We start from the raw sequence: 19,886 nt of genomic DNA on the forward strand, positions 1-19,886 counted from the left end.
TCCGAGGGCTGGGGCTTGTCGGCGGGTGCGGTCGGGTTGGGGGGAGGGCGGAAGTTCCACCGGGTCCGGCCGTCCGGCCGCTGGCGCACCGCTCGATTCGGAGATTGGATCGAAACATCGAAAGTATTGACGCGGTAATCGAGAAAAGTACACTGCGAGTGTAAATAACGCCCGCCGCGACCCGGGGGATGGGTGATGGAGGAAGGCCTCGCACTGCACCACATCGGGGTGCGCTTCGGCGGCCTCACCGCCCTCGACGACGTCTCCCTGCGGGTGCCGCCCGGCCGGGTCGTGGGCGTGATCGGCCCCAACGGAGCCGGCAAGACCACCCTGTTCAACGTGATCTGCGGATTCGTCGCGCCGGAGACCGGATCGATCACACTCGACGGTCGGTCGCTACGGCCGCGTCCCCATCGGCTGACCCGGCTCGGCGTCGCCCGCACGCTGCAGGGCACCGGGCTCTTCGCCGGGTTGACCGTCCTGGAGAACGTGATGGCCGGCGCCTCGCACACCGCGCGGGCCGGCTTCCTCCCGGCCCTGCTCGGGCTGCCGCGCAGCGACCGCGACGAGGCCCGGCTGCGCCGGCACGCCCTCGACGTCCTCGACGGGCTGGGCATCGCGGCGCACGCCGACGCCGCGCCGGGCACGCTGCCCTTCGCCGTACGCCAGCGGGTGGCCCTGGCCCGCGCGCTCGCCGCCCGGCCCCGGCTGCTCCTGCTCGACGAGCCCGCCGGTGGCCTCGGCGGCGAGGACATCGCCGAGTTGGCGGAGCTGATCCGGCAGCTGCCGCGTCGCGCCGCCGACCCGTGCGCCGTGCTGCTGGTGGAGCACCACATGGATCTGGTGATGTCGGTCTGCGACGAGCTGGTGGTGCTCGACTTCGGCCGGGTGATCGCCGCCGGCACCCCCGAGGAGGTCCGCGACGACCCCGCGGTCACCGACGCCTATCTCGGCGCCACCGTGGACGAGGCGGCGGCATGAGCGAGCGCAGCGAGCGAATCGGTCGGCTCTGTGCGGTGGAGTCTCGTGCTGTCGCCGACCGGCGGGAGGCGGCGGCACGAACGCGCGCAGCGAGCGAATCGGTCGGCTCTGTGCGGTGGAGTCTCGTGCTGTCGCCGACCGGAGGGAGGCGGCGGCATGAGCGAGGGTGACGATCTGCTGGTGGTGCGGGAGGTCGTGGCGGGCTATGGCGCCGCGCCGGTGCTGCACGCCGTCGACCTCACCGTCCCCGCCGGCACCATCGCGGCGGTGGTCGGCGCCAACGGCGCCGGCAAGACCACCCTGCTGCGCACGATCTCCGGCGTGCTGCGCCCGCAGGCCGGCCGGATCGAGCTGGCCGGGGAGGACCTGCGGGGCGTCCCGGTGGAGCGGCTCGTGCACCGCGGCATGGCGCACGTGCCGGAGGGGCGTGGCGTGATCGGCGAGCTCACCGTCGACGAGAATCTGCGCCTCGGGGGGCTGTGGCGGCGCGACCGTTCCGACGCCGCCCGTGCCCTGGACGAGGTCTACCAGCTCTTCGAGCCGTTGGCCCGGCGCCGGCGTCACCTCGGTCATCAACTCTCCGGCGGTGAGCGGCAGATGCTCGCCCTCGGCCGGGCGCTGGTCGGGCGGCCCCGCCTGTTGCTGCTCGACGAGCCGTCGCTCGGGCTCGCGCCGCGGGTGGTCGCCCGCATCATGGCCCTGCTGCGGCAGCTGCGCGACAGCACCGGGCTCACCGTGCTGCTCGTCGAGCAGAACGTGCGCAGCGCGCTCTCCGTGGCCGATCAGGGCGTGGTGATGTCCCTCGGGCGGGTGGTCACCACCGCCCCGGCCGCCGACCTGCGCGACGACGTCGACCTGCGTCACGCCTACCTCGGTTTCTGACCATCCTGGAGGGAGAACCTTGGACCGCTTCGTCTTCCTCACCCTGGACGGCCTGTCCCGGGGAGCGGTCTACGCCGCGTTCGCGCTCGCCCTGGTGCTGATCTGGCGGGCCGCGCGGGTCGTCAACTTCGCCCAGGGCGCGATGGCCGTCGCCGCGGCGTACGTGGCCTACAGCGTCGCCACGGCCACCGGCTCGTACTGGCTGGGTTTCGTGGTCGCGCTCGTGGGCGGTCTGCTGCTCGGCGCGCTTGTCGACCGGGCCGTCATGCGGCACGTCGACCACACCTCGCCACTGAATCCGGTGATCGTCGCGCTCGGGTTGGTGCTGCTGATCCAGGCCGTCCTCGGCATGGTCTACGGCAGCGAGTTCCGGCCCGCCGAGGCGCCCTTCTCGCGTGGCGCGTTCACCGTGGGCGGGCTCGCCGTGCTCTCCCCGTACGACCTGTTCGTCTTCGGCGCGGTAACGGTGGTGGTCTGCGCGCTCGCGTGGATCTTCGCACGGACCGCGGTCGGCCTGCGGATGCGGGCCGCGGCGTTCGCTCCCGAGGTGTCCCGCCTGCTCGGGGTGAACGTCGGCGGCATGCTCACCCTCGGCTGGGCGCTCGCCTCCGGCGTGGGCGCGCTCGCCGCCATGCTGGTCATCCCGACCGAGCTCGGTCTGCACCCGCACGCCATGGACCTGGTCTTCGTCTCCTCGTTCACCGCGGCGGTGGTCGGCGGGCTGGACAGCCCACCAGGCGCGGTGGTCGGTGGTCTCATCGTCGGGCTGCTGCTCTCCTACGTGAGCGGCTACGCCGGCAGCGACCTCACCCCGCTGGCGGTGCTGGTGCTGCTGCTGGCGGTGCTCCTGGTCCGTCCCGGCGGTCTCTTCGCCCCGGTCGCGGCGAGGCGGGTGTGAGCGCCACGTCGGCGGCGACCCCGCCGCAGGAGCGTACGACCGCTGCGGCCGGCCGCCCGGGGGATCCGCACCGGCGGGGCAGCACGCTGCTGCGCCACCTCGCGGTCGTGGTGGTGGCCGGGCTGCTGCTGCTCGGGGTGAGCTACGTGGTCGAGCCGTTCCGCAACTTCCAGCTCGCCACCGTGGCGGCGTACCTCTGCGCCACCGCGGGACTGACGGTGCTCACCGGGCTCAACGGGCAGCTCTCGCTGGGGCACGGCGCGTTGATGGCCACCGGCGCGTACACCGTCGCCTTCTGCCAGAACGCCTTCTACGACCGCGGCGTCACCGGCGGTTCCCTGCTGCTCGTCTCGCTGGCCGCGGCGATCGTCGCCACGGTCGCGGTCGGCGCCGTGGTGGGGGTGGCCGCCGCCCGGCTGCGCGGCCCGTACCTGGCCGGCGTCACCCTCGCGGTCGCGGTCGTGGTGCCGGCGCTCACCGTCACGTTCGACGGTGTCTTCAACGGCGAGCAGGGGCTGTCGGTGCCGGTCGAGCCGCCGCCGCTGGCGCTCGGGGCGTACTTCCCGTACGAGCGGTGGCAGCTCTGGATCGCCGGTGCGGCCACCCTGCTCACCCTGCTGCTCCTGGCGAACCTGGTGCGCAGCCGGTACGGCCGTACGTTCCGGGCGGTACGGGACGACGAGGTGGCCGCCCGCCTCGCCGGCATCCATGTGGCCCGTACCCAGGTGCTCGCGTTCGTGGTCAGCGCCGCGACGGCCGGCCTCGGCGGGGCGCTGCTGGCGGTGCTCGCGCAGAGCGTGTCGCCGGGCGCGTTCGGGCTCACTCTCTCGCTGTTCCTGCTGATGGCCGTGGTGATCGGTGGTCTGGGACGGCTCGCCGGCGCGTTCTGGGGCGCCGTCCTGCTCGTCGCGCTGCCGGACCTCAGCCACTCGGTGACCGAGCAGTTGACGCTCTCGGCCGCGGCGGCGCAGCGGCTGGAGGGCAACCTCCCGCTGGCGATCTTCGGGATCACCCTGGTCGTGGTCATGCTCGTCGCCCCCGGCGGCGTGCAGGGCCTGCTGTCCCGGCTCGGTCGTGCGCTGCTGGCCCGCCTGCGGGCCGGCCGCTCCTGAGCCACCGGTCCGGCCTCCCCCCGGGCCGGGCGCCCCACCACCACCACCACGAAACCCCCACCGAGGAAAGGTCGGTGTCCCCCATGCACCGTACGGCGCGACGCGGTCTCGCGATCGCCAGCACCATCGTCCTGCTCATCGCCACGGCCGCCTGCGGTGACGACGGCGGTTCCGGGTCCAGCCGCGGGAACGTGCCCGGTGTCACCGACACCGAGATCCTGGTCGGCACCCACATGCCGCTCACCGGGCCGGCCGCGGCCGGCTACTCGAAGATCGCTCCGGCCACGAAGGCGTACTTCGACTACGTCAACGCCAACGGCGGGGTGCACGGCCGCAAGATCAATTACAAGATCATGGACGACGGGTACAACCCGGCGAACACGCAGCAGGTGGTGCGCCAGCTGGTCCTCCAGGACAAGGTCTTCGCGATCCTCAACGGGCTCGGCACACCCACGCACACCGGCGTGCTCGACTTCCTCAAGACCAACCGGGTGCCCGACCTCTTCGTCGCCTCCGGCAGTCGCAGCTGGGACCAGCCGGAGAAGTATCCCGGCACCTTCGGGTTCAACCCGGACTACACGGTGGAGGGCAAGATCCTGGCCCAGCACGTGAAGACCGCCATGCCGGGGCGGAAGGTCTGCTTCCTCGGTCAGGACGACGACTTCGGTCGTGACAGCCTCGCCGGGGTGGAGAAGATCTTCGGCGCCGACGGGGTGGCCGTGAAGCAGACGTACGTGACCAGCAACACGAACGTGGCGCCGCAGATCGGCGCGTTCAAGGCGGCCGGCTGCCAGGTGGTCGTCCTCGCCACCGTGCCCGGCTTCACCGCGCTCTCCATCGGCACCGCGGCCCGCCTCGGCTTCAAGCCGCAGTGGGTGGTCTCCAACGTCGGTGCGGACCACCCGACCCTGTCCAAGCAGCTCGGCGAGGCCGCCCCGCTGCTGGAGGGGATGATCGGCGGCAACTACCTGCCGATGCAGAACGACACCGCCAACCCGTGGATCCAGCTCTTCACCCGGATCAACAAGGAGCACAACGGCAACGCGGAGTTCGACGGCAACACCGTCTACGGCATGTCCGTCGGTTACCTCTTCGTGCAGGCGCTGCTCGCCGCCGGCAAGGACCTCACCCGCGAGGGCCTGCTGGAGGCGGTCGGCAAGGGCGGCTTCCAGGGGCCGGGTCTGGTGCCGCTGCGCTTCTCCGCGGATGACCACTCCGGCTACGGCGGGGAGCGGCTGACCCGGGTCAGCGGGGGAGTGCAGAGCTACTTCGGCCCGGCGTACGAGACCGACGAGGCGGACGGTGCGGTCAACGAGTACACGGTCACGCCGGTCCAGCCGCCGGCCAACGGAGTGCCGACCGGCAACTGACCCCGCACCGAGCTCCGGCCGAGCCCGGTCACGGCACCTCCCCTCGCCGTGGTCGGGCTCGGGCCTGTCCGGCCGGCGCGCCGGCCCGCTACCCGTGAGTGGGGCGCTGCCGCTCGGCGAGGCGGGCGCTCCCTTCACCCCTCGCCTGAGCAGCGTTGACCGGGCCGTGAGGCCCTCGTAAAATCTGCACTGTGAATGCACTTTTTGGCCGGCTGGGTGGGCGGGTGGCGCTCGGCGCCGCGCCGCCGGGGCCCGCTCCACCCTCGGCCGCGCGGCGCCGCGGCGCGTCCCCGGCGGGGCCGGCGCTCGGCCCGTGCCGGATCGCGCAGTCGTCGTGACCCATGTCGATGACGCTGATCACCACCTGTCTAGACTCGCCGTCGGACGGGCCGCGACGGTGGTGAGGGGGCGCGAGCGGATGAGCGGGGCGACGGCTCCGGGCCGCGTCGACGGGCGGACGCTGCGCTCCGAGCGCACCCGGGCGGCCATCGTCGAGGCGCACCTCGACCTCATCTCCGAGGGTGACCTGCGGCCGACCGGGGAGCGGATCGCCGAGCGGGCCGGGATCTCGCTGCGGACGCTCTGGACCAACTTCAAGGACATGGAGACCCTCTTCGAGGCCAGCGGCGCCGAGGTGCTCCGCCGGCAGGACGACGCGCACCGGCCGATCTCGACGGCGCTGCCGTTGGCCAAGCGGGTCGACGCCTACTGCCGGCAGCGGGCCCGGCTGCTCCAGCTCATCGCGCCGTCGGCCCGGGCCGCCCAGATGCGTGAGCCGGTCTCCGACCAGCTTCACCGCAACCGGCTCAAGCACATCGCGCGCGTGCGGGAGGAGGTCGAGGGGCTCTTCGCGGCCGAGTTGGCGCAGGCCGGCCGGGGGCGTCGGCAACTGGTCGACGCGATCGTGGGGGCGAGCATGTGGCCGGCCTGGTCGATGCTGCGCGACGGCCTGGGACTCGGTGTGGACCAGGCGCGGGCGGTCATGACGCGCACGGTGCGCGCGCTGCTCGCGGAGGTCGTCCAGGACTGACGCCGGCCGTGCCCCCGGCATTCTCCGGGCCTCTTTCCAACCCGCGTTGCATAGGTGACACTGAATGTATGGTTACTGCATCACAAGTGCAAATAACCGTGCTGCGGGGCCGGGATGAGGAACGGCGGGCGATCCGGCGGCTGCTCGGCGGCCTGACCGACGGCGGGGCGGCCGTCGTGCTCCACGGCGAGCCGGGCTCCGGACGCAGCGCTCTCGTCGGCTACGCCCATCGGCACGCGGGGGAGTGCGCCGTCCTCGCCTCGACAGGTCTCGCCGAGGAGGCGAGCCTGCCCTACGCCGGGCTGCAACGCCTCCTCGACCCGGTGCTCGATCGCGTCGGCGCCCTGCCGCCCGGCGAGTCACGCCTGCTGCGGCGGACGCTGGCCGGCGCCGGTTGCCCGCCCGAACGCCGGCTCGCACTGGGCCTCACGGTGCTACGGCTGCTCACCGACGTCGCCCGGAGCCGGCCACTGCTCTGCACCGTGGACGACGTCGACCTGGGCGACCGGCCGACCGCCGAGCTGCTCGCCTTCGTCGCCCGGCGGCTGCGGCGGGTGCCGGTCGCCGTCGTGCTGACCGCGACCTCCGCGCCCCCGGGCGGGCTGCCGAGCTACCGGCTCCGCCCGCTCGACGAGAGCGACAGCGCGGCCCTGCTCGCCGACCGGCTGCCCGAGCCGCCGGCCGGGCCGGTGACCGCCGCGCTCGTCGCGGCCTCCGGAGGCAACCCGCAGGCGCTGGTCGACCTGGCCGGGACGCTCACCGCCGCGCAGTGCCGGGGCGACGAGCCCCCACCGGCGGTCCCACCGGCCGACGGCGCGTTGGCCCGTTCCTACCGGGCCCGGCTGGAACGGCTGCCGCCCGACACCCGCCGGGTGCTGCTGCTCGCCGCGCTCGACGACGACGGTGCGCCGCAGACCCTGGTCCGCGCGGCCCGCGCCGGCGGCGCGTCGATCGCCGCACTCACCCCCGCCGAACGGGCGGGGCTGGTCCGCGTGGAGGCGCACCGGGTCACGTTTCCCCACCCCGTCGCCCGGTCGGCGGTCGCGGCCGCGGCACCGATCGCGGAGCGTCGGGCGGCGCACCTCCGCCTCGCCGGGGTGCTCGACGATCCCGCGCACAGACTGGGCCGGGCTCTGCACCTCGCGGCAGCCGCGGCGGGTCCCGACCCGGCGCTCGCCCTGGAGCTGGAGGCGGTGGCGGTCACCGTCGACGGGGCACGGGCCTCGGTCGCGCTGGAGCGGGCCGCCGAGCTCGGTGACGACCCCGCCCGGGCCGCCGTGCGGCGGGTGGAGGCCGCCCGGTACGCCTGGGCCGCCGGCCAGACCCGGCGCGCCCAGCTGCTGCTGAGCCGGGTGCCGGCCGGTCCGGTCGCGCCCCCCGGGACCGGCCGGGTGGGACCGGACCGCGGCGGCGCCGTGCCGGACCCGGTCGCGCCCCCGATCGGTGCCCGGGCCGACCTGCTCCGCGGCGAGGTCGAGCTGCGCTGCGGCCGGACGCCCGCCGCGCTACGGGCGCTGCTGACCGCGGCGGACGGGTTGGCCGCCGCCGATCGGCGGGCGGCGCTGGCGGCGCTCGCCCGGGCCGGTGAGGCGCTCTGCTTCGCCGGTCAGCAGTACCGGTACGTCGACCTCGCCCGGCGCGCGCGGATGCTCAGCCGCCCCGGCGATCCCCCCGACGTCGCGCTGACCGGCACCTACCTCGCCGGGGTGAGCGCGATGCTCCGCGGTGACCTGGAGCAGGCCGGCCCCGCGTTACGTCGGGTCGTCGTGCTCGCCGGCCAGCTCACCGGGGCGGCGCTCTCCCCGGCCCTGCTGTGCTGGGCGGCGTCGGCGAGCCTGCTGGTGGCGGTGGACGGTGCGGCGCACCGGCTCGCCGAGCGGGCCGTCGACCTGGCTCGGGCACGCGACGAACTCTCGGCGCTGCCACGTGCCCTGGAGCTGCGGGCGATCGCCGAGTACTGGCTGGGGCGGCACGCGGCGGCGGCCGAGAGCTCCCGGGAAGGGCTGCGGATCGCCCGCGCCACCGGCCAGGTGAACGTGGCCGCGGCCCACCTGGGAATGCTCGCGGTGCTCGCCGCCGTACGCGCCGACCGGGACGCCTGCCTGCGCCGGCTCGGCGAGATCGGTGACGGGCCGGCGCCGTACAGCCGGCCCTGGGCGCTGGCGCAGTGGGCCGTCGCGGTGCTCGACCTGACCGACGGCCGGCACGCCGCGGCCGCCGCCCGCCTGGCCGCGCTGGCCCGCCCGGGCACCGGACGCGGTCAGGTGCTGGTCCAGGTGATGGCGACCCCCCACCTGGTGGAGGCCGCCCAGCTGTCGCATCGACCGGTCGCCGTCGCCGCCCTCGCGCTCTTCGACAAATGGGCCAGCAGCACGGCCAGCCCGTCGCGGCGCGCCCTGTCAGCCCGCTGCCACGCCCTGCTCGCCCCGCGCGGCAGCGTCGAGGCCGAGGAGCGGTTCCGCACCGCGCTGCGGCTGCACCCCGTCGACACCGGTGTCTTCGAGCGGGCCCGCACCGCGCTCCTGTTCGGCCGGGAGCTGCGCCGGGCCCGTCGACCCCGAGACGCGCGTACCCACCTGCACGACGCCTGGGAGACGTTCACCCTGCTCGCCGCCGAGGCGTGGGCCGACCAGGCCACCGCGGAGCTGCGCGCGGCCGGCGAGTCCGTCGGCGCGCCGGACCCGGCCGCGGTGCGGCTGCTGACCGGCCAACAACTGCGGATCGCGCAGCTGGTCGCCGAGGGCGCCACCAACCGCGAGGTCGCCGCCCGGATGTTCCTCTCCACCCGGACGGTCGACCACCACCTGCGCAACATCTTCCACCGGCTCGGCGTCCGGTCGCGTACGGAGCTGGCCCGAGCGCTTCCTTAGGGCGTGTGTCAAAGTCCCTGGCCGCCCTGCGGCGGGCCCAGACGACGACCGGCGGCGTCGGCGCTCCGTCCGGATACAACACCGGTATCCGAACGAACCCCGCCTTGCCGGACCGCCGCCTGGACTCCGCCTCGGCTCGACCGAAGACTTCGACACACGCGCTAGCAGCGCCGCCGGGCCCGGGTTCAGGCAGACGCCGTGACTGGCGATCGCAGGCCGAGCCACTGTTCGGCGTCCCAGGCATGGAACCGCTCCACCTCGGTGAACCCCAGCTTCGCCGCGAGGCGCATCGAGCCGACGTTGGCGGTTTGGGTGGTGAGCACCACCGGCTCGCCGGGAAGGACGCCGTCGAACCAGTCGAGGGCCGCCGCGCAGGCCTCGGCGGCGTACCCGAATCCCCACGCTCGCGGCAGGAAGAGGTAACCGAGATCGGCCTTTCCCGCAGCGGCCGGGCGACGGTGCCCCGTCGCCCTCCTGAGCAGGATCTGGCCGATCATCGTCCCGTCGAGATCGACGACGAAACTCCCGGGCCACCGCTCGGGCATCCCGGGCATCTCGCGTTCCAGCTCGTCACGCGGCCGGGGGCCGCCGAGGTAGGTGTTCACCTCCGGCGACGCCAGCAGCTCGATGAACGCCGGACGGTCCCGGGCCTCGGACTCACGGAGCACGAGCCTCTCGGTCCGGATGGGCTCAGGCGGCCAGGCGACGGGTCCGAGTTCGGTCATGGCGGCCAGCCAATCAGCAGACTCGGCAGCGATCAAGGCCTGCGAATCGGTCGACGCACCGGCCTGGCCCGCAACCGCACCTCCGGGGCCAGGCCCTACGAGCCGGATTCACGGGACGACGACGGTGCGGGCGCCCTCGCCCCGGGCCATCCGGTCGAAGGCGGCCGCCGCGCCGTCCAGGTCCGTCCGGTCGCTGATCAGCGGGGCGAGGTCCAGGGAGCCGTCGAGCACCGACCGGGCCAGCGCCGGCACGTCCCGGTCCGGGTCGGACGAGCCGTAGACGGAGGAGCGCAGCGTACGGGCCGAGTGGAAGATCTCCAGCGCGCTGAGCGGCACCACGTCGTCCTTGGCGCCCATGCCCACCACGGTGACCGTGCCGCCCCGCCGGGTGGCCCGCCACGCGGCGCGGATGGTGCTGCCCCGCCCGACGCACTCGAAGGCGTGGTCCGCGCCCCGCCGGTCGGTGCGGCCCCGTACCGCCCGGCTGAGCGAGTCGTCGGAGAGCAGGAACTCGGTAGCACCGGCGGCGAGGGCGAGCTTCGCCTTGGTCGGCGACACGTCGACGGCGAGCACCGGGTCGGCGCCGGCGGCCCGGGCGGCGCCGACGACCGAGAGCCCCACCCCGCCGAGGCCGATCACGACGACGGATTCGCCGGGCGCCACCCCGGCGGTACGGCGAACCGCGCCGACCCCGGTCAGCACGGCGCAGCCGAGCAGCGCGGCGGCCTCGAACGGCAGCTCGGCGGGGACCGGGATGACCGCGGTCTCGGGGACCACCACCTCCTCGGCGAGCGCGCCGAGGCCGAGCGTGACGTGCAGCGGCTCACCGGCCGCCGTACGGCCCCGGGCCACCGCGGGCACGCCACCCCGCTCGCAGAGCCACGGCTCGTGGCGTTCGCAGTACCAGCATCGGCGGCACGGCGGCGCCCAGTTGAGCACCACGTGTTCGCCGGGCTCGACCCGGGTGACGTCCGCGCCGGTCTCGATGACCACGCCCGCCGCCTCGTGACCGAGCGCGAGCGGGTACGGCGCGGCGACGGTGCCGTTCAGCATGGAGAGGTCGGAGTGGCAGACCCCGGCCGCCCGGACGGACACCCGCACCTCACCCGGCGCCGGGGCGGGCAGTTCGACAGGTTCGACCCGGGGCGGCTCGCCGACGGCGCGGGCGACGAGCGCCCTCACCGCTGGATCGCCTTCGTCTGGAGGAACTCGGCAAGTCCGTGGCGGCCCAGCTCCCGGCCGATGCCGGACTGCTTGTACCCGCCGAACGGAGCGAGCGGGTTGAACGGCGCGCCGTTGACGTCCACCGCGCCGGTGCGCATCCGCCGGGCCACCCGCACCGCCCGTTCCTCGTCGGCCGACCAGACCGCGCCGGCCAGGCCGTAGCGGGAGTTGTTCGCCACGGTCACGGCGTGGTCCTCGTCGTCGACCGGGATGATCGCGAGGACCGGGCCGAAGACCTCCTCCTGGGCCAGCGCGCTCTCCGGGTCGACGTCGGCGATGACGGTCGGCGCCACGTACCAGCCGCGGTCGGGCACCGGGGCGTCCGGGCCGCCGGCGACGAGTCGACCGCCGTCGGCGAGACCGCGGGTGACGTGCCCGAGCACCCGCTCCCGCTGCGCGGCGGAGACGAGCGGGCCCAACCGGGTGGCCGGATCGAACGGATCGCCGAGCCGGTAGGCCCCGGCGGCCTTGGCGGCCAGCTCCACCGCGTCGTCGTAGCGGGACCGGTGCACGAGCATCCGGGTCCACGCCGTGCAGGTCTGGCCGGAGTTGAGGAACGCGTTGCCCACGCCGACCTTCACGGCGGTCGTCAGGTCGGCGTCGTCGAGGATCACGTTCGCCGACTTGCCGCCCAGTTCGAGCGCCACCCGGGCGATCCGGTCCGCCGCGAGGTGCGAGATCCGTCGGCCGGTCGCCGTGGATCCGGTGAAGGAGACCATGTCCACGTCCGGGTGGGCGGCGATGGCCTCGCCGACGACCGGGCCGGTGCCGGTGACCAGGTTGACGACGCCCGGCGGAAGGCCGGCCTCGTGGATCGCGTCGAAGAGCAGGTACGACACGAGCGGGGTCAGCTCGGCCGGCTTGAGCACCACGGTGCAGCCGGCCGCGAGTGCCGGGGCGAGCTTCGCCACCACCTGGTGCAACGGGTAGTTCCACGGGGTGATCGCGCCGACCACGCCGACGGGTTCCCGGACCACCGTCGAGTTGCCGACGGTCTCCTCGACCGAGGAGTGGGCGGCCAGCTCGACGTAGCTGTGCAGCACGGTGAGCGGCAGACCGGCCTGGATCCGGGAGGCGACCTTCAGCGGCGCGCCCAGCTCCAGCGCCACGGTGCGGGCGATCTCGTCGGCCCTGGCGGAGAGGGCGGCGTGCAGCCGGTCCAGGTGCGCGGCGCGCTGCGCCGGCGGGGTCGCGGCCCACCCGTCGAAGGCGGCCCGGGCGGCGGCCACGGCCCGGTCCACGTCGGTGGCGGTGCCGGCCGGTACGGTCGCGATGACCTCTTCGGTGGCGGGGTTGTGCACCGGGAGGGGCGCCGCGCCGGACGGGGCGACCCATCGACCGTCGAGGTAGAAGTCGGTCCGTGCGAGATCCATCCTGCCCCTCACCTGCGTCGACAAAACTAGCGGTGCAAGTTTGGACTGACCCTAGTACGCGCCGGCGGTCGGCGGGAGGGGCGGCAACGGCCCGACCTGGCGCTCGTACGTGCGCGACAGGCCGTCGACGAGCGCCTCCAGGCCGAGCGCGAACGCGCCCTCGTCCACCTGCTGCTGGTGCTCGGGGAGCCGGTGCGCCTGGGTGAGGTGCGGGTACTGCTCCGCGTAGAGGCCCGGGTCCTCGACGAAGCCGCGGGCGAACGAGCCGAGCGCCGAGCCCGCCACGAAGTACCGCATCAGCGCGCCGATATGGGTGGCCCGGGCGGGTGGCCAGCCGGCGTCGACGAGCCCGCCGTAGACCGCGTCGGCCATGGACAGCGCGGCCGGACGGCGCCCCGGCCCGCGGGCCAGGTACGGCACGATGTTCGGGTGCGCGGCCAGCGCGGCCCGGTAGGAGAGACCCCAGCGGCGTAGCGCCTCCCGCCAGTCGACCCTCCCGAAGAACGACACGTCCACCTGGGACGTGATGCTGTCCGCTACCGCGTCCAGGATCTCGTCCTTGGTGGCGAAGTGGTTGTAGAGCGAAGGCCCGCGTACGCCGAGTTCGGCGGCGAGCCGGCGGGTGGAGAACGCCTCCAGTCCCTCGGCGTCGATCAGCGCGGCGGCGGCCTCGATGATCCGCTGCCGGCTGAGCAGCGCCTGCCGCGGCCGGGGCATCGCGTTCTCCCTCCTTCGCGCGGTCCGTCGGGCGGGTTCCCGGCCGGTCGGGGTCGCCGGCGCCCGGCGGCCCGCCGGAAACTCTGCCACAACCGGGTCTGGACGGACTTTAACTTGCAGCGCTAGTTTATGGCTCATGGACCTGCGTCTCTCCGCCGAGCAGACGGCGGTCCGCCGGCTCGCCGCCGAGTTCGTCGACCGCGAGGTGCGGCCGTACGCGGCGCAGTGGGACCGGCGTGAGGCGGTCGACCCCACGATCGTGGGTCTCCTCGGCGAGCTCGGCTTCCTCGGCCTGACCATCCCCGAGACCGACGGGGGCTCCGGCGGTGACCATCTCTCGTACTGCCTCGTGCTGGAGGAGCTGGGGCGTGGCGACTCCGCCGTGCGCGGCATCGTCTCCGTCTCGCTGGGCCTGGTGGCCAAGGCGATCGCCGCGCACGGCACGGCCGAGCAGCGGGCGCGGTGGCTGCCCGGCCTCTGCTCCGGCGCCGCCCTCGGCTGCTTCGCCCTCACCGAACCGGGGAGCGGGTCGGACGCCGCCGCGCTCGCCACCCGGGCCGTACGCGACGGTGACGACTGGCTGCTCACCGGGACGAAGACGTTCATCACCAACGGCACCACCGCCGACGTGGCGCTGCTCTTCGCCCGCACCGGCGGCCCGGGGCACCGCGGCATCACCGCCTTCCTGGTGCCCACCGACAGCCCCGGCCTGACCCGCCGCGAGATCCACGGCAAGCTGGGCCTGCGCGGGCAGGCCACCGCCGAGCTGCACCTCGACGCGGTGCGGGTGCCCGACGCGGCCCGCCTCGGCGACGAGGGCGCCGGTTTCCGGCTCGCGCTCGGCACCCTCGCCAAGGGACGGATGTCCGTCGCCGCAGGTTGCGTCGGCATCGCCCAGGGCTGCCTGGACGCGGCGGTCCGCTACGCCGGGGAGCGCAGCCAGTTCGGCAAGCCGATCGCCGGTCACCAGCTGGTGCAGCGACTGCTCGCCGCCATCGCCGTCGACACCGCCGCCGCCCGGCTGCTGGTGTGGCAGGTGGCCGACCTGATCGACCGCGGGGAGCCGTTCGCCACCGAGGTCTCCATGGCCAAGCTCTTCGCCAGCGAGGCCGCCGTACGTGCCGCCGACAACGCCGTGCAGGTCTTCGGCGGCTACGGCTACATCGACGAGTACCCGGTCGGCAAGTACCTGCGCGACGCCCGCGTCGCCACCCTCTACGAGGGCACCAGCCAGATCCAGCAACTGCTCATCGGCCGCGCGCTCACCGGTGTGACCGCGTTCTGACCCCACCACCCCGGAGGAATCATGGACTTCGCGCTCTCCGACGAGCAGCGGGCCATCCGCGAGACGGCCCGCGACTTCATCACCCGTGAGGTCGTGCCGCTGGAGCAGGAGCTGCTGCGACGCGAACGCGCGCACCGGCCCGGGCTCGACCGCGGCGAGCTGCGCGAACTGCAGCTCAAGGCGCGCAAGTTCGGCTTCTGGGGCCTCGCCACTCCCCAGGAGTACGGCGGCATGGACCTGCCGGCCGTGACCCAGTCGCTGATCTGGACCGAGATCGGCCGCTCGTTCGTGCCGTTCCGCTTCGGCGGCGAGGCCGACAACATCCTCTTCCACTGCGACGAGGAGCAGAAGCGGGAGTACCTGCTGCCCACCATCGAGGGGGAGCGGTTCAGCTGCTTCGCCATCACCGAACCGGGCGCCGGCTCCGACGCGGCGAACATCAGGCTCAGCGCCCGGCGGGACGGCGGCGACTGGGTGCTCAACGGCGAGAAGACGTTCATCACCGGCGGCAACGAGGCCGACTTCGCCATCGTCATCGCGGTCACCGACCCGGAGAAGGGCGCCCGGCGTGGCGGCGCCACCGCGTTCCTGGTCGACCGGGAGATGGGCTGGCGCTCCGAGTTCATCCAGACGATGGGGGAGGGCGGCCCGGCGTCGCTGGTCTTCGACGACGTACGGGTGCCCGACCGCAACATCCTCGGCGAGCCGGGGCAGGGCTTCACGCTCGGCATGGAGTGGATCGGCAAGGGCCGCTACACGATCCCCTCGCACGCGGTGGGTATCGCCGAGCGGGCGCTGGGGATGGCGATCGCGTACGCCAACACCCGCGAGACGTTCGGTCGACCGATCGGCGAGAACCAGGCGATCCAGTGGATGATCGCCGACTCGGAGACGGAGCTGGAGGCGGCCCGCCTGCTCATCCTGCGGGCGGCCTGGACTGTCGACCAGGGCCTGGATCCGCGGCACGCCTCCTCGATGGCGAAGCTCTACGGCGCCGGCATGGTCAACCGGGTGGTCGACCGGGTCCTGCAGATCCACGGCGGCATGGGCTACACCCGCGAACTGCCCATCGAGCGCTGGTACCGGCAGGTCCGGCTCTACCGGATCTTCGAGGGCACCGACGAGATGCAGCGACTCATCATCTCCCGCGACCTGCTGCGCGGGTACACCAAGCTGGGAGGGCACCTGGCATGAGGACGTTCGCCTCCATCGACGAGTTGGCCGCGGCGGTCGGCGAGACCGTCGGACCCGGCCCGTGGCAGCCCGTCGACCAGAAGCGGGTCGACCTGTTCGCCGACGCCACCGACGACCACCAGTGGATCCACGTCGACCCGGAGCGGGCCGCCGCCGGCCCGTTCGGCGGCACCGTCGCCCACGGCTACCTCACCCTGTCGTTGCTGCCCGCGCTGGCCGGCACGCTCTACCGGGTGCGGGGGGTCGGCATGGGGGTCAACTACGGGCTGAACCGGGTGCGGTTCCCCGCCCCGCTGCGGGTCGGCAGCTCCGTCCGGGCCAGCGCCACCTTCACCGACGTGTCCCCGGTGGAGGGTGGCGTGCAGGTGGTCAACCGGGTCACCGTCGAGACCGACGCGGGCGGCAAGCCGGTCTGCGTCGCCGAGACGGTCAGCCGCCTCTACCGGGAGGTGGTCCGGTGACCGCCCTCTCGCTCGCCATGGTGCTCGCCGAGTCCGCCCGCCGGCACGCCGACACCGTCGCCGTGGTCGACGGCGACATCCGGGTGACGTACGCCGAGCTGTGGTTGGAGGCGCGCAGCTACGCGGCCGGGCTGCGGGAACTCGGCGTCGCCCCCGGCGACGCGGTGGCCCTGCTCGCTCCGAACGTGGTCGACTTCCCCCGCGTCTACTACGGCGCGCTCGCCGCGGGCGCGGTGCTGGTGCCGGTGCACCTGCTGCTCACCGCGGACGAGGCCGCGTACGTGCTGCGCGACAGCGGCTCGAAGGTGCTGGTCTGCCACACCTCCCAGCTCGCCCTGGGCGCGGCCGCCGCGGCCGCCGCCGGCGCACGGCTGGTGACGGTCGGCCCGGCCGTGCCCGGTGTCGAGGCCACCCGCCTGGAGGACGTGAGCGCCGCGGTGCCGCCGCTGCCGTCGTACCTGACCCGCGAGGCGGAGGACCCCGCCGTGGTGCGCTACACCAGCGGCACGACCGGGGTGCCGAAGGGCGCCCTGCTCACCCACCTCAACCTCGTCATGAACGCCACGGTCAACGTCTTCGACGCCAACGACGCGCGCGGCGACGACGTGGTGCTCGGCTGCCTGCCGCTGTTCCACAGCTTCGGCCAGACCGTGGCGATGAACGGGACGTTCCGCATCGGGGCGACCCTGGTGCTGCTCGCCCGGTTCACCGGGCCGGACGCGATCGACCTGATGCGGCGCGAGGGGGTGAACGTCTTCCACGGTGTGCCGACCATGTACGTCGCGCTGCTGGAGGCGGCCCGGGGCCGCGACGACCTGCCCCGGCTGCGGCTCTGCGTCTCCGGCGGCGCGTCGCTGCCGGTCGCCGTCCTGGAACGCTTCCACACCGCGTTCGACACGGCCGTCTTCGAGGGGTACGGGCTGTCGGAGACCTCGCCCACGGCCACCACCAACCAACCGCACTTCGGCACCCGCGCCGGCACCGTCGGCCACCCCGTCTGGGGCGTGGAGGTGGAGATCGCCCGCGCCGAGGTCGACGACCGGATCGAGCTGCTCCCCACCGGCGAGCTCGGCGAGATCGTCATCCGTGGTCACAACGTCTTCGCCGGCTACCTCGGGCGGCCCGAGGCGACCGCGGAGGCCGTGGTCGACGGCTGGTTCCGCAGCGGCGACCTCGGCCACAAGGACGCCGACGGGTTCGTCACGATCGTCGACCGCAAGAAGGACATGATCATCCGGGGTGGCTTCAACGTGTACCCCCGCGAGGTCGAGGAGGCGCTGGCCCGCCATCCCGCCGTCGGTCAGGTCGCGGTGATCGGCCTGCCCGACCCGCGCCACGGCGAGGAGATCTGCGCGGTGGTGGTGCCCGATCCCGGCGGGCCGGGCGCGCCGAGCGAGGCGGACCTGATCGACTGGGCGCGGGAGCACCTCGGCCGGCACAAGTACCCCCGGCAGGTGCGTTACGTCGACGCGCTGCCGATCGGTCCCAGCCACAAGGTGCTCAAGCGGGAACTGCGACGGACGATGGCACAGGCGCCGGTCGACTGACCCGGTGGCCCGACGGTGGAGCCCGCCGGCGGAGGCTCCACCGTCCGCCGTCCGTCCCGCGTCAGCGTCCGCGCCGCTACCGGGCCGGGTCCCTCGCGAACTGACCGTCGACGAGCGCCACCAGGGCGGCGTGCGTCTCCCGGTCGGCCGCGACGACGAGCCCGCCGACGCCGGTGTGCAGGGGCTGGCCCCGCAGGCCGGTCACCACGCAGCCGGCGGCCCGGCAGAGCGCGATCCCGGCGGCGAAGTGGACGCTGTCACGCAGGTGACCGTCGGTGACGTAGGCGGCCCGGCGGCCGGCCGCCACCCAGGCCACCGCCAGGGTGGTGGAGACCACCCGCGGGCGGAAGCGCTCCACGAACCCGCGGTCGGCCAGCAGTTGGACGGCCCGGAACGCCGGATCGTTCGGAAACGGCGGGTCGAGGTTGACGTCGACCAGCCGGGACGCGGCCGAGGGGGCCAGCTGCTCGTCCACGCCGTCGCCGCGGACGTACGCGCCCGTGCCGTCGGTCCAGAACACCTCCCCGCTGAACGGGTCGGCCGAGGCGGCCACCGTGACGCCGAGGCGGGTCCGCAGGGCGACGTTCACCGCCACCAGCATGCTGCGCACGGCGTAGTTGAGCGTGCCGCAGAGCGGGTCGACGAGCCACCGGCGCTCCGCGCCGTCGGCGCCGGTGCGCCCGCTCTCCTCGCCGGTCACGGCGTCGTCCGGCCGGGCGGCCCGCAGCATCTCGATGATCGCGCGCTCGGCCTCGAGGTCCGCGGCGGTCGCGAAGTCGCCGCCGGGCTTCTCCACCCGCGCGAGCGACGCACCGTGGTTCGCCCGTACGACGGTGGCCCCCGCCTGCGCCGCCGCTATCGCCAGATCCCGGTCCTCGATCGACATTCGCTCACGATAGAGATCCCCGCCGGGCGCCCGGTCGGCGCGGGGCCGCCGGTCTCGGCCCCGGCGACCGGCACGCTAGTCCCGGTGGTCCTCGTCGGCCGGGATGATCGACTCGCGCTGCTCCAGGGCGTCCGCCGGGTTGGCGTCCTCGGGCAGGGCGGTGAGCGAATCCTGCTCGCCGGCCGGCGGGGCGCCCTGCTCGGCGACGTCCGCCTCGCTGACCTCCAGCGGCGGCGTGGTGGGAGTGACGTCCTGCGCCGAGTCGTCCACCACCGTCTGCCGCTGCTCCAGGGCGTCCGCCTCCGGTGCCACGCGCAGTGGGTCGTCCGGGTTGACCGTCATCTCGTATCCCTCCAGCCGGGTCGTCTCCTCCCATAGTTCCCCGATCCGGTGCCGGAAACCCGGGCATCGAGGGTGAAACGGCACCGGTGCCGGGTACCCGGCGGCCATGCCCGAGGGCCACCTGATCCACCGGTACGCGCGGGAACAGCACGCCGCCCTCGCCGGCCGCGCGCCGACCCTCACCAGCCCGCAGGGCCGGTTCGACCCGAGCCCGTACGCGGGACACGCGCTCGCGGCGGTCGAGGCGTACGGCAAGCACCTGCTGTACCACTTCGACGACGCCCCGCCCCTGCACGTGCACCTCGGCATGCGTGGCCTCTGGCTGCGGTACGACGATCCCGGCGTGGCGCCCCGCAAGGGGGTGCGGCTGCGGATCGCCACCGGCGCGGTCGCGTACGACCTGATCGCGCCGATCCGGTGCGAGCCGCTGGCCGGCGACGGTCTGCGCGCCCTGCGGGATTCGCTCGGCCCCGACCCGCTGCGGGCCGACGCCGACCCCGACGAGGCGGTACGCCGGCTGGCCGCGGCCGGTGGCGCGGTCGGCGCGACCGTGCTCGACCAGTCGGTCTGGGCGGGCATCGGCAACGCCTGGCGCGCCGAGCTGCTCTTCCTGGCCGGTCTCGACCCCGACGCGCGACGGATCGGGCCGCGGCCGGCACGGCGGCTCTGGGAACTCGCGGTGGAGTACCTGGCGCTCGGGCGGGACGCCGGTCAGGTGGTCAGCGACCCGACCGCGCCGGACGAGCGGTGGGTCTACAAGCGCGCCGCGTGCCGGCGCTGCGGCTCCCCGGTGCGCCGGTGGGAGCTGGGCTCCCGCACCGCGTACGCCTGCCCGGTCGACCAGCCCGCCGCGCCACCGGGCTGACCGTGCCGCTCGGGCCGACCGATCGGCGTCGGGCGGACACGGGTGGCGCCGGAAGCTAGATGGTTGCGCAAGCTAGCTGGCGCGGCTATCGTCCCGGCTCATGATCGTAGGAGCGGCGTTCGCC

Annotated in this window: 18 protein-coding genes; 12 read left to right on the forward strand and 6 right to left on the reverse strand. The window is 74.3% G+C overall.

Features of this window, described 5'->3' with window-relative positions; genetic code table 11:
* Positions 1–195: 195 nt before the first annotated feature.
* The 7 genes from E1211_RS12230 to E1211_RS12260 all read left to right on the forward strand — a co-directional run bounded on the left by E1211_RS12230 (position 196) and on the right by E1211_RS12260 (position 9,143).
* Positions 196–981, forward strand: a complete 786-nt coding sequence (locus E1211_RS12230; RefSeq protein WP_132348535.1) for an ABC transporter ATP-binding protein — start codon at positions 196–198, stop codon at positions 979–981.
* A 156-nt stretch (positions 982–1,137) separates the two neighbouring features.
* A complete protein-coding gene (locus tag E1211_RS12235) occupies positions 1,138–1,863 on the forward strand; it encodes an ABC transporter ATP-binding protein (RefSeq protein ID WP_132348536.1) in 726 nt (241 codons plus the stop codon).
* Positions 1,864–1,882: 19 nt separating this feature from the next.
* Positions 1,883–2,761, forward strand: a complete 879-nt coding sequence (locus E1211_RS12240; protein WP_132348537.1) for a branched-chain amino acid ABC transporter permease — start codon at positions 1,883–1,885, stop codon at positions 2,759–2,761.
* Positions 2,758–3,873, forward strand: coding sequence for a branched-chain amino acid ABC transporter permease (locus E1211_RS12245; RefSeq protein WP_132348539.1), 1,116 nt, complete (start codon positions 2,758–2,760; stop codon positions 3,871–3,873). Before E1211_RS12240 ends, E1211_RS12245 begins: the two co-directional genes overlap by 4 nt.
* 83 nt (positions 3,874–3,956) lie before the next feature.
* Complete coding sequence (locus E1211_RS12250) at positions 3,957–5,243, forward strand: ABC transporter substrate-binding protein (RefSeq protein ID WP_132348588.1); 1,287 nt, start codon at positions 3,957–3,959, stop codon at positions 5,241–5,243.
* Between the two features lie 418 nt (positions 5,244–5,661).
* Entirely contained in the window at positions 5,662–6,273 is a 612-nt protein-coding gene (locus E1211_RS12255) for a TetR/AcrR family transcriptional regulator (RefSeq protein WP_132348541.1), read from the forward strand.
* Between the two features lie 86 nt (positions 6,274–6,359).
* Entirely contained in the window at positions 6,360–9,143 is a 2,784-nt protein-coding gene (locus E1211_RS12260) for a LuxR family transcriptional regulator (RefSeq protein WP_243709510.1), read from the forward strand.
* A gap of 185 nt (positions 9,144–9,328) precedes the next feature.
* Here E1211_RS12260 and E1211_RS12265 read toward each other — a convergent pair whose 3' ends face one another.
* The 4 genes from E1211_RS12265 to E1211_RS12280 form a co-directional block, all read right to left on the reverse strand.
* Positions 9,329–9,811, reverse strand: a complete 483-nt coding sequence (locus E1211_RS12265; RefSeq protein WP_207915347.1) for a GNAT family N-acetyltransferase — start codon at positions 9,809–9,811, stop codon at positions 9,329–9,331.
* 165 nt (positions 9,812–9,976) lie between these two features.
* On the reverse strand, positions 9,977–11,050 hold the full coding sequence (locus E1211_RS12270) for an alcohol dehydrogenase catalytic domain-containing protein (protein WP_132348546.1): 1,074 nt from the start codon (positions 11,048–11,050) through the stop codon (positions 9,977–9,979).
* A complete protein-coding gene (locus E1211_RS12275; protein ID WP_132348548.1) occupies positions 11,047–12,465 on the reverse strand; it encodes an aldehyde dehydrogenase family protein in 1,419 nt (472 codons plus the stop codon). Before E1211_RS12275 ends, E1211_RS12270 begins: the two co-directional genes overlap by 4 nt.
* A gap of 51 nt (positions 12,466–12,516) precedes the next feature.
* The gene (locus E1211_RS12280; protein ID WP_132348550.1) at positions 12,517–13,182 is read right to left on the reverse strand and encodes a TetR/AcrR family transcriptional regulator; all 666 of its coding nucleotides are present in this window, start codon (positions 13,180–13,182) and stop codon (positions 12,517–12,519) included.
* 136 nt (positions 13,183–13,318) lie between these two features.
* Between E1211_RS12280 and E1211_RS12285 the strand changes: the two genes are divergently transcribed.
* From E1211_RS12285 to E1211_RS12300, 4 genes are read left to right on the forward strand one after another with little or no spacing between them, the layout of a single operon-like run.
* Entirely contained in the window at positions 13,319–14,467 is a 1,149-nt protein-coding gene (locus E1211_RS12285; RefSeq protein ID WP_132348552.1) for an acyl-CoA dehydrogenase family protein, read from the forward strand.
* A gap of 21 nt (positions 14,468–14,488) precedes the next feature.
* On the forward strand, positions 14,489–15,661 hold the full coding sequence (locus tag E1211_RS12290) for an acyl-CoA dehydrogenase family protein (protein ID WP_132348554.1): 1,173 nt from the start codon (positions 14,489–14,491) through the stop codon (positions 15,659–15,661).
* Positions 15,658–16,122, forward strand: coding sequence for a MaoC family dehydratase (locus E1211_RS12295; RefSeq protein WP_132348556.1), 465 nt, complete (start codon positions 15,658–15,660; stop codon positions 16,120–16,122). Before E1211_RS12290 ends, E1211_RS12295 begins: the two co-directional genes overlap by 4 nt.
* Positions 16,119–17,669 (forward strand): long-chain fatty acid--CoA ligase, encoded by a 1,551-nt coding sequence (locus tag E1211_RS12300; RefSeq protein ID WP_132348558.1) that lies wholly within the window; start codon positions 16,119–16,121, stop codon positions 17,667–17,669. The genes E1211_RS12295 and E1211_RS12300 overlap by 4 nt, the downstream gene beginning before the upstream one ends.
* 76 nt (positions 17,670–17,745) lie before the next feature.
* Here E1211_RS12300 and E1211_RS12305 read toward each other — a convergent pair whose 3' ends face one another.
* Together E1211_RS12305 and E1211_RS12310 are read right to left on the reverse strand one after the other, a co-directional pair.
* A complete protein-coding gene (locus E1211_RS12305; RefSeq protein WP_132348560.1) occupies positions 17,746–18,555 on the reverse strand; it encodes an inositol monophosphatase family protein in 810 nt (269 codons plus the stop codon).
* Positions 18,556–18,630: 75 nt separating this feature from the next.
* On the reverse strand, positions 18,631–18,897 hold the full coding sequence (locus E1211_RS12310) for a hypothetical protein (RefSeq protein WP_132348562.1): 267 nt from the start codon (positions 18,895–18,897) through the stop codon (positions 18,631–18,633).
* A gap of 106 nt (positions 18,898–19,003) precedes the next feature.
* Here E1211_RS12310 and E1211_RS12315 point away from each other — a divergent pair, with 106 nt between their 5' ends.
* Positions 19,004–19,762, forward strand: coding sequence for a DNA-formamidopyrimidine glycosylase family protein (locus E1211_RS12315; RefSeq protein WP_132348564.1), 759 nt, complete (start codon positions 19,004–19,006; stop codon positions 19,760–19,762).
* Positions 19,763–19,886: the final 124 nt, after the last annotated feature.

Source organism: Micromonospora sp. 15K316 (assembly GCF_004348525.1).
Lineage (GTDB): Bacteria > Actinomycetota > Actinomycetes > Mycobacteriales > Micromonosporaceae > Micromonospora.

Coding starts and splice junctions, on each gene's coding strand:
- E1211_RS12230 (WP_132348535.1), top strand. CDS start 196: ATGGAGGAAGGCCTCGCACTGCACCACATCGGGGTGCGCTTCGGCGGC.
- E1211_RS12235 (WP_132348536.1), top strand. CDS start 1,138: ATGAGCGAGGGTGACGATCTGCTGGTGGTGCGGGAGGTCGTGGCGGGC.
- E1211_RS12250 (WP_132348588.1), top strand. CDS start 3,957: ATGCACCGTACGGCGCGACGCGGTCTCGCGATCGCCAGCACCATCGTC.
- E1211_RS12255 (WP_132348541.1), top strand. CDS start 5,662: ATGAGCGGGGCGACGGCTCCGGGCCGCGTCGACGGGCGGACGCTGCGC.
- E1211_RS12275 (WP_132348548.1), bottom strand. CDS start 12,465: ATGGATCTCGCACGGACCGACTTCTACCTCGACGGTCGATGGGTCGCC.
- E1211_RS12280 (WP_132348550.1), bottom strand. CDS start 13,182: ATGCCCCGGCCGCGGCAGGCGCTGCTCAGCCGGCAGCGGATCATCGAG.
- E1211_RS12285 (WP_132348552.1), top strand. CDS start 13,319: ATGGACCTGCGTCTCTCCGCCGAGCAGACGGCGGTCCGCCGGCTCGCC.
- E1211_RS12290 (WP_132348554.1), top strand. CDS start 14,489: ATGGACTTCGCGCTCTCCGACGAGCAGCGGGCCATCCGCGAGACGGCC.
- E1211_RS12295 (WP_132348556.1), top strand. CDS start 15,658: ATGAGGACGTTCGCCTCCATCGACGAGTTGGCCGCGGCGGTCGGCGAG.
- E1211_RS12305 (WP_132348560.1), bottom strand. CDS start 18,555: ATGTCGATCGAGGACCGGGATCTGGCGATAGCGGCGGCGCAGGCGGGG.
- E1211_RS12310 (WP_132348562.1), bottom strand. CDS start 18,897: ATGACGGTCAACCCGGACGACCCACTGCGCGTGGCACCGGAGGCGGAC.
- E1211_RS12315 (WP_132348564.1), top strand. CDS start 19,004: ATGCCCGAGGGCCACCTGATCCACCGGTACGCGCGGGAACAGCACGCC.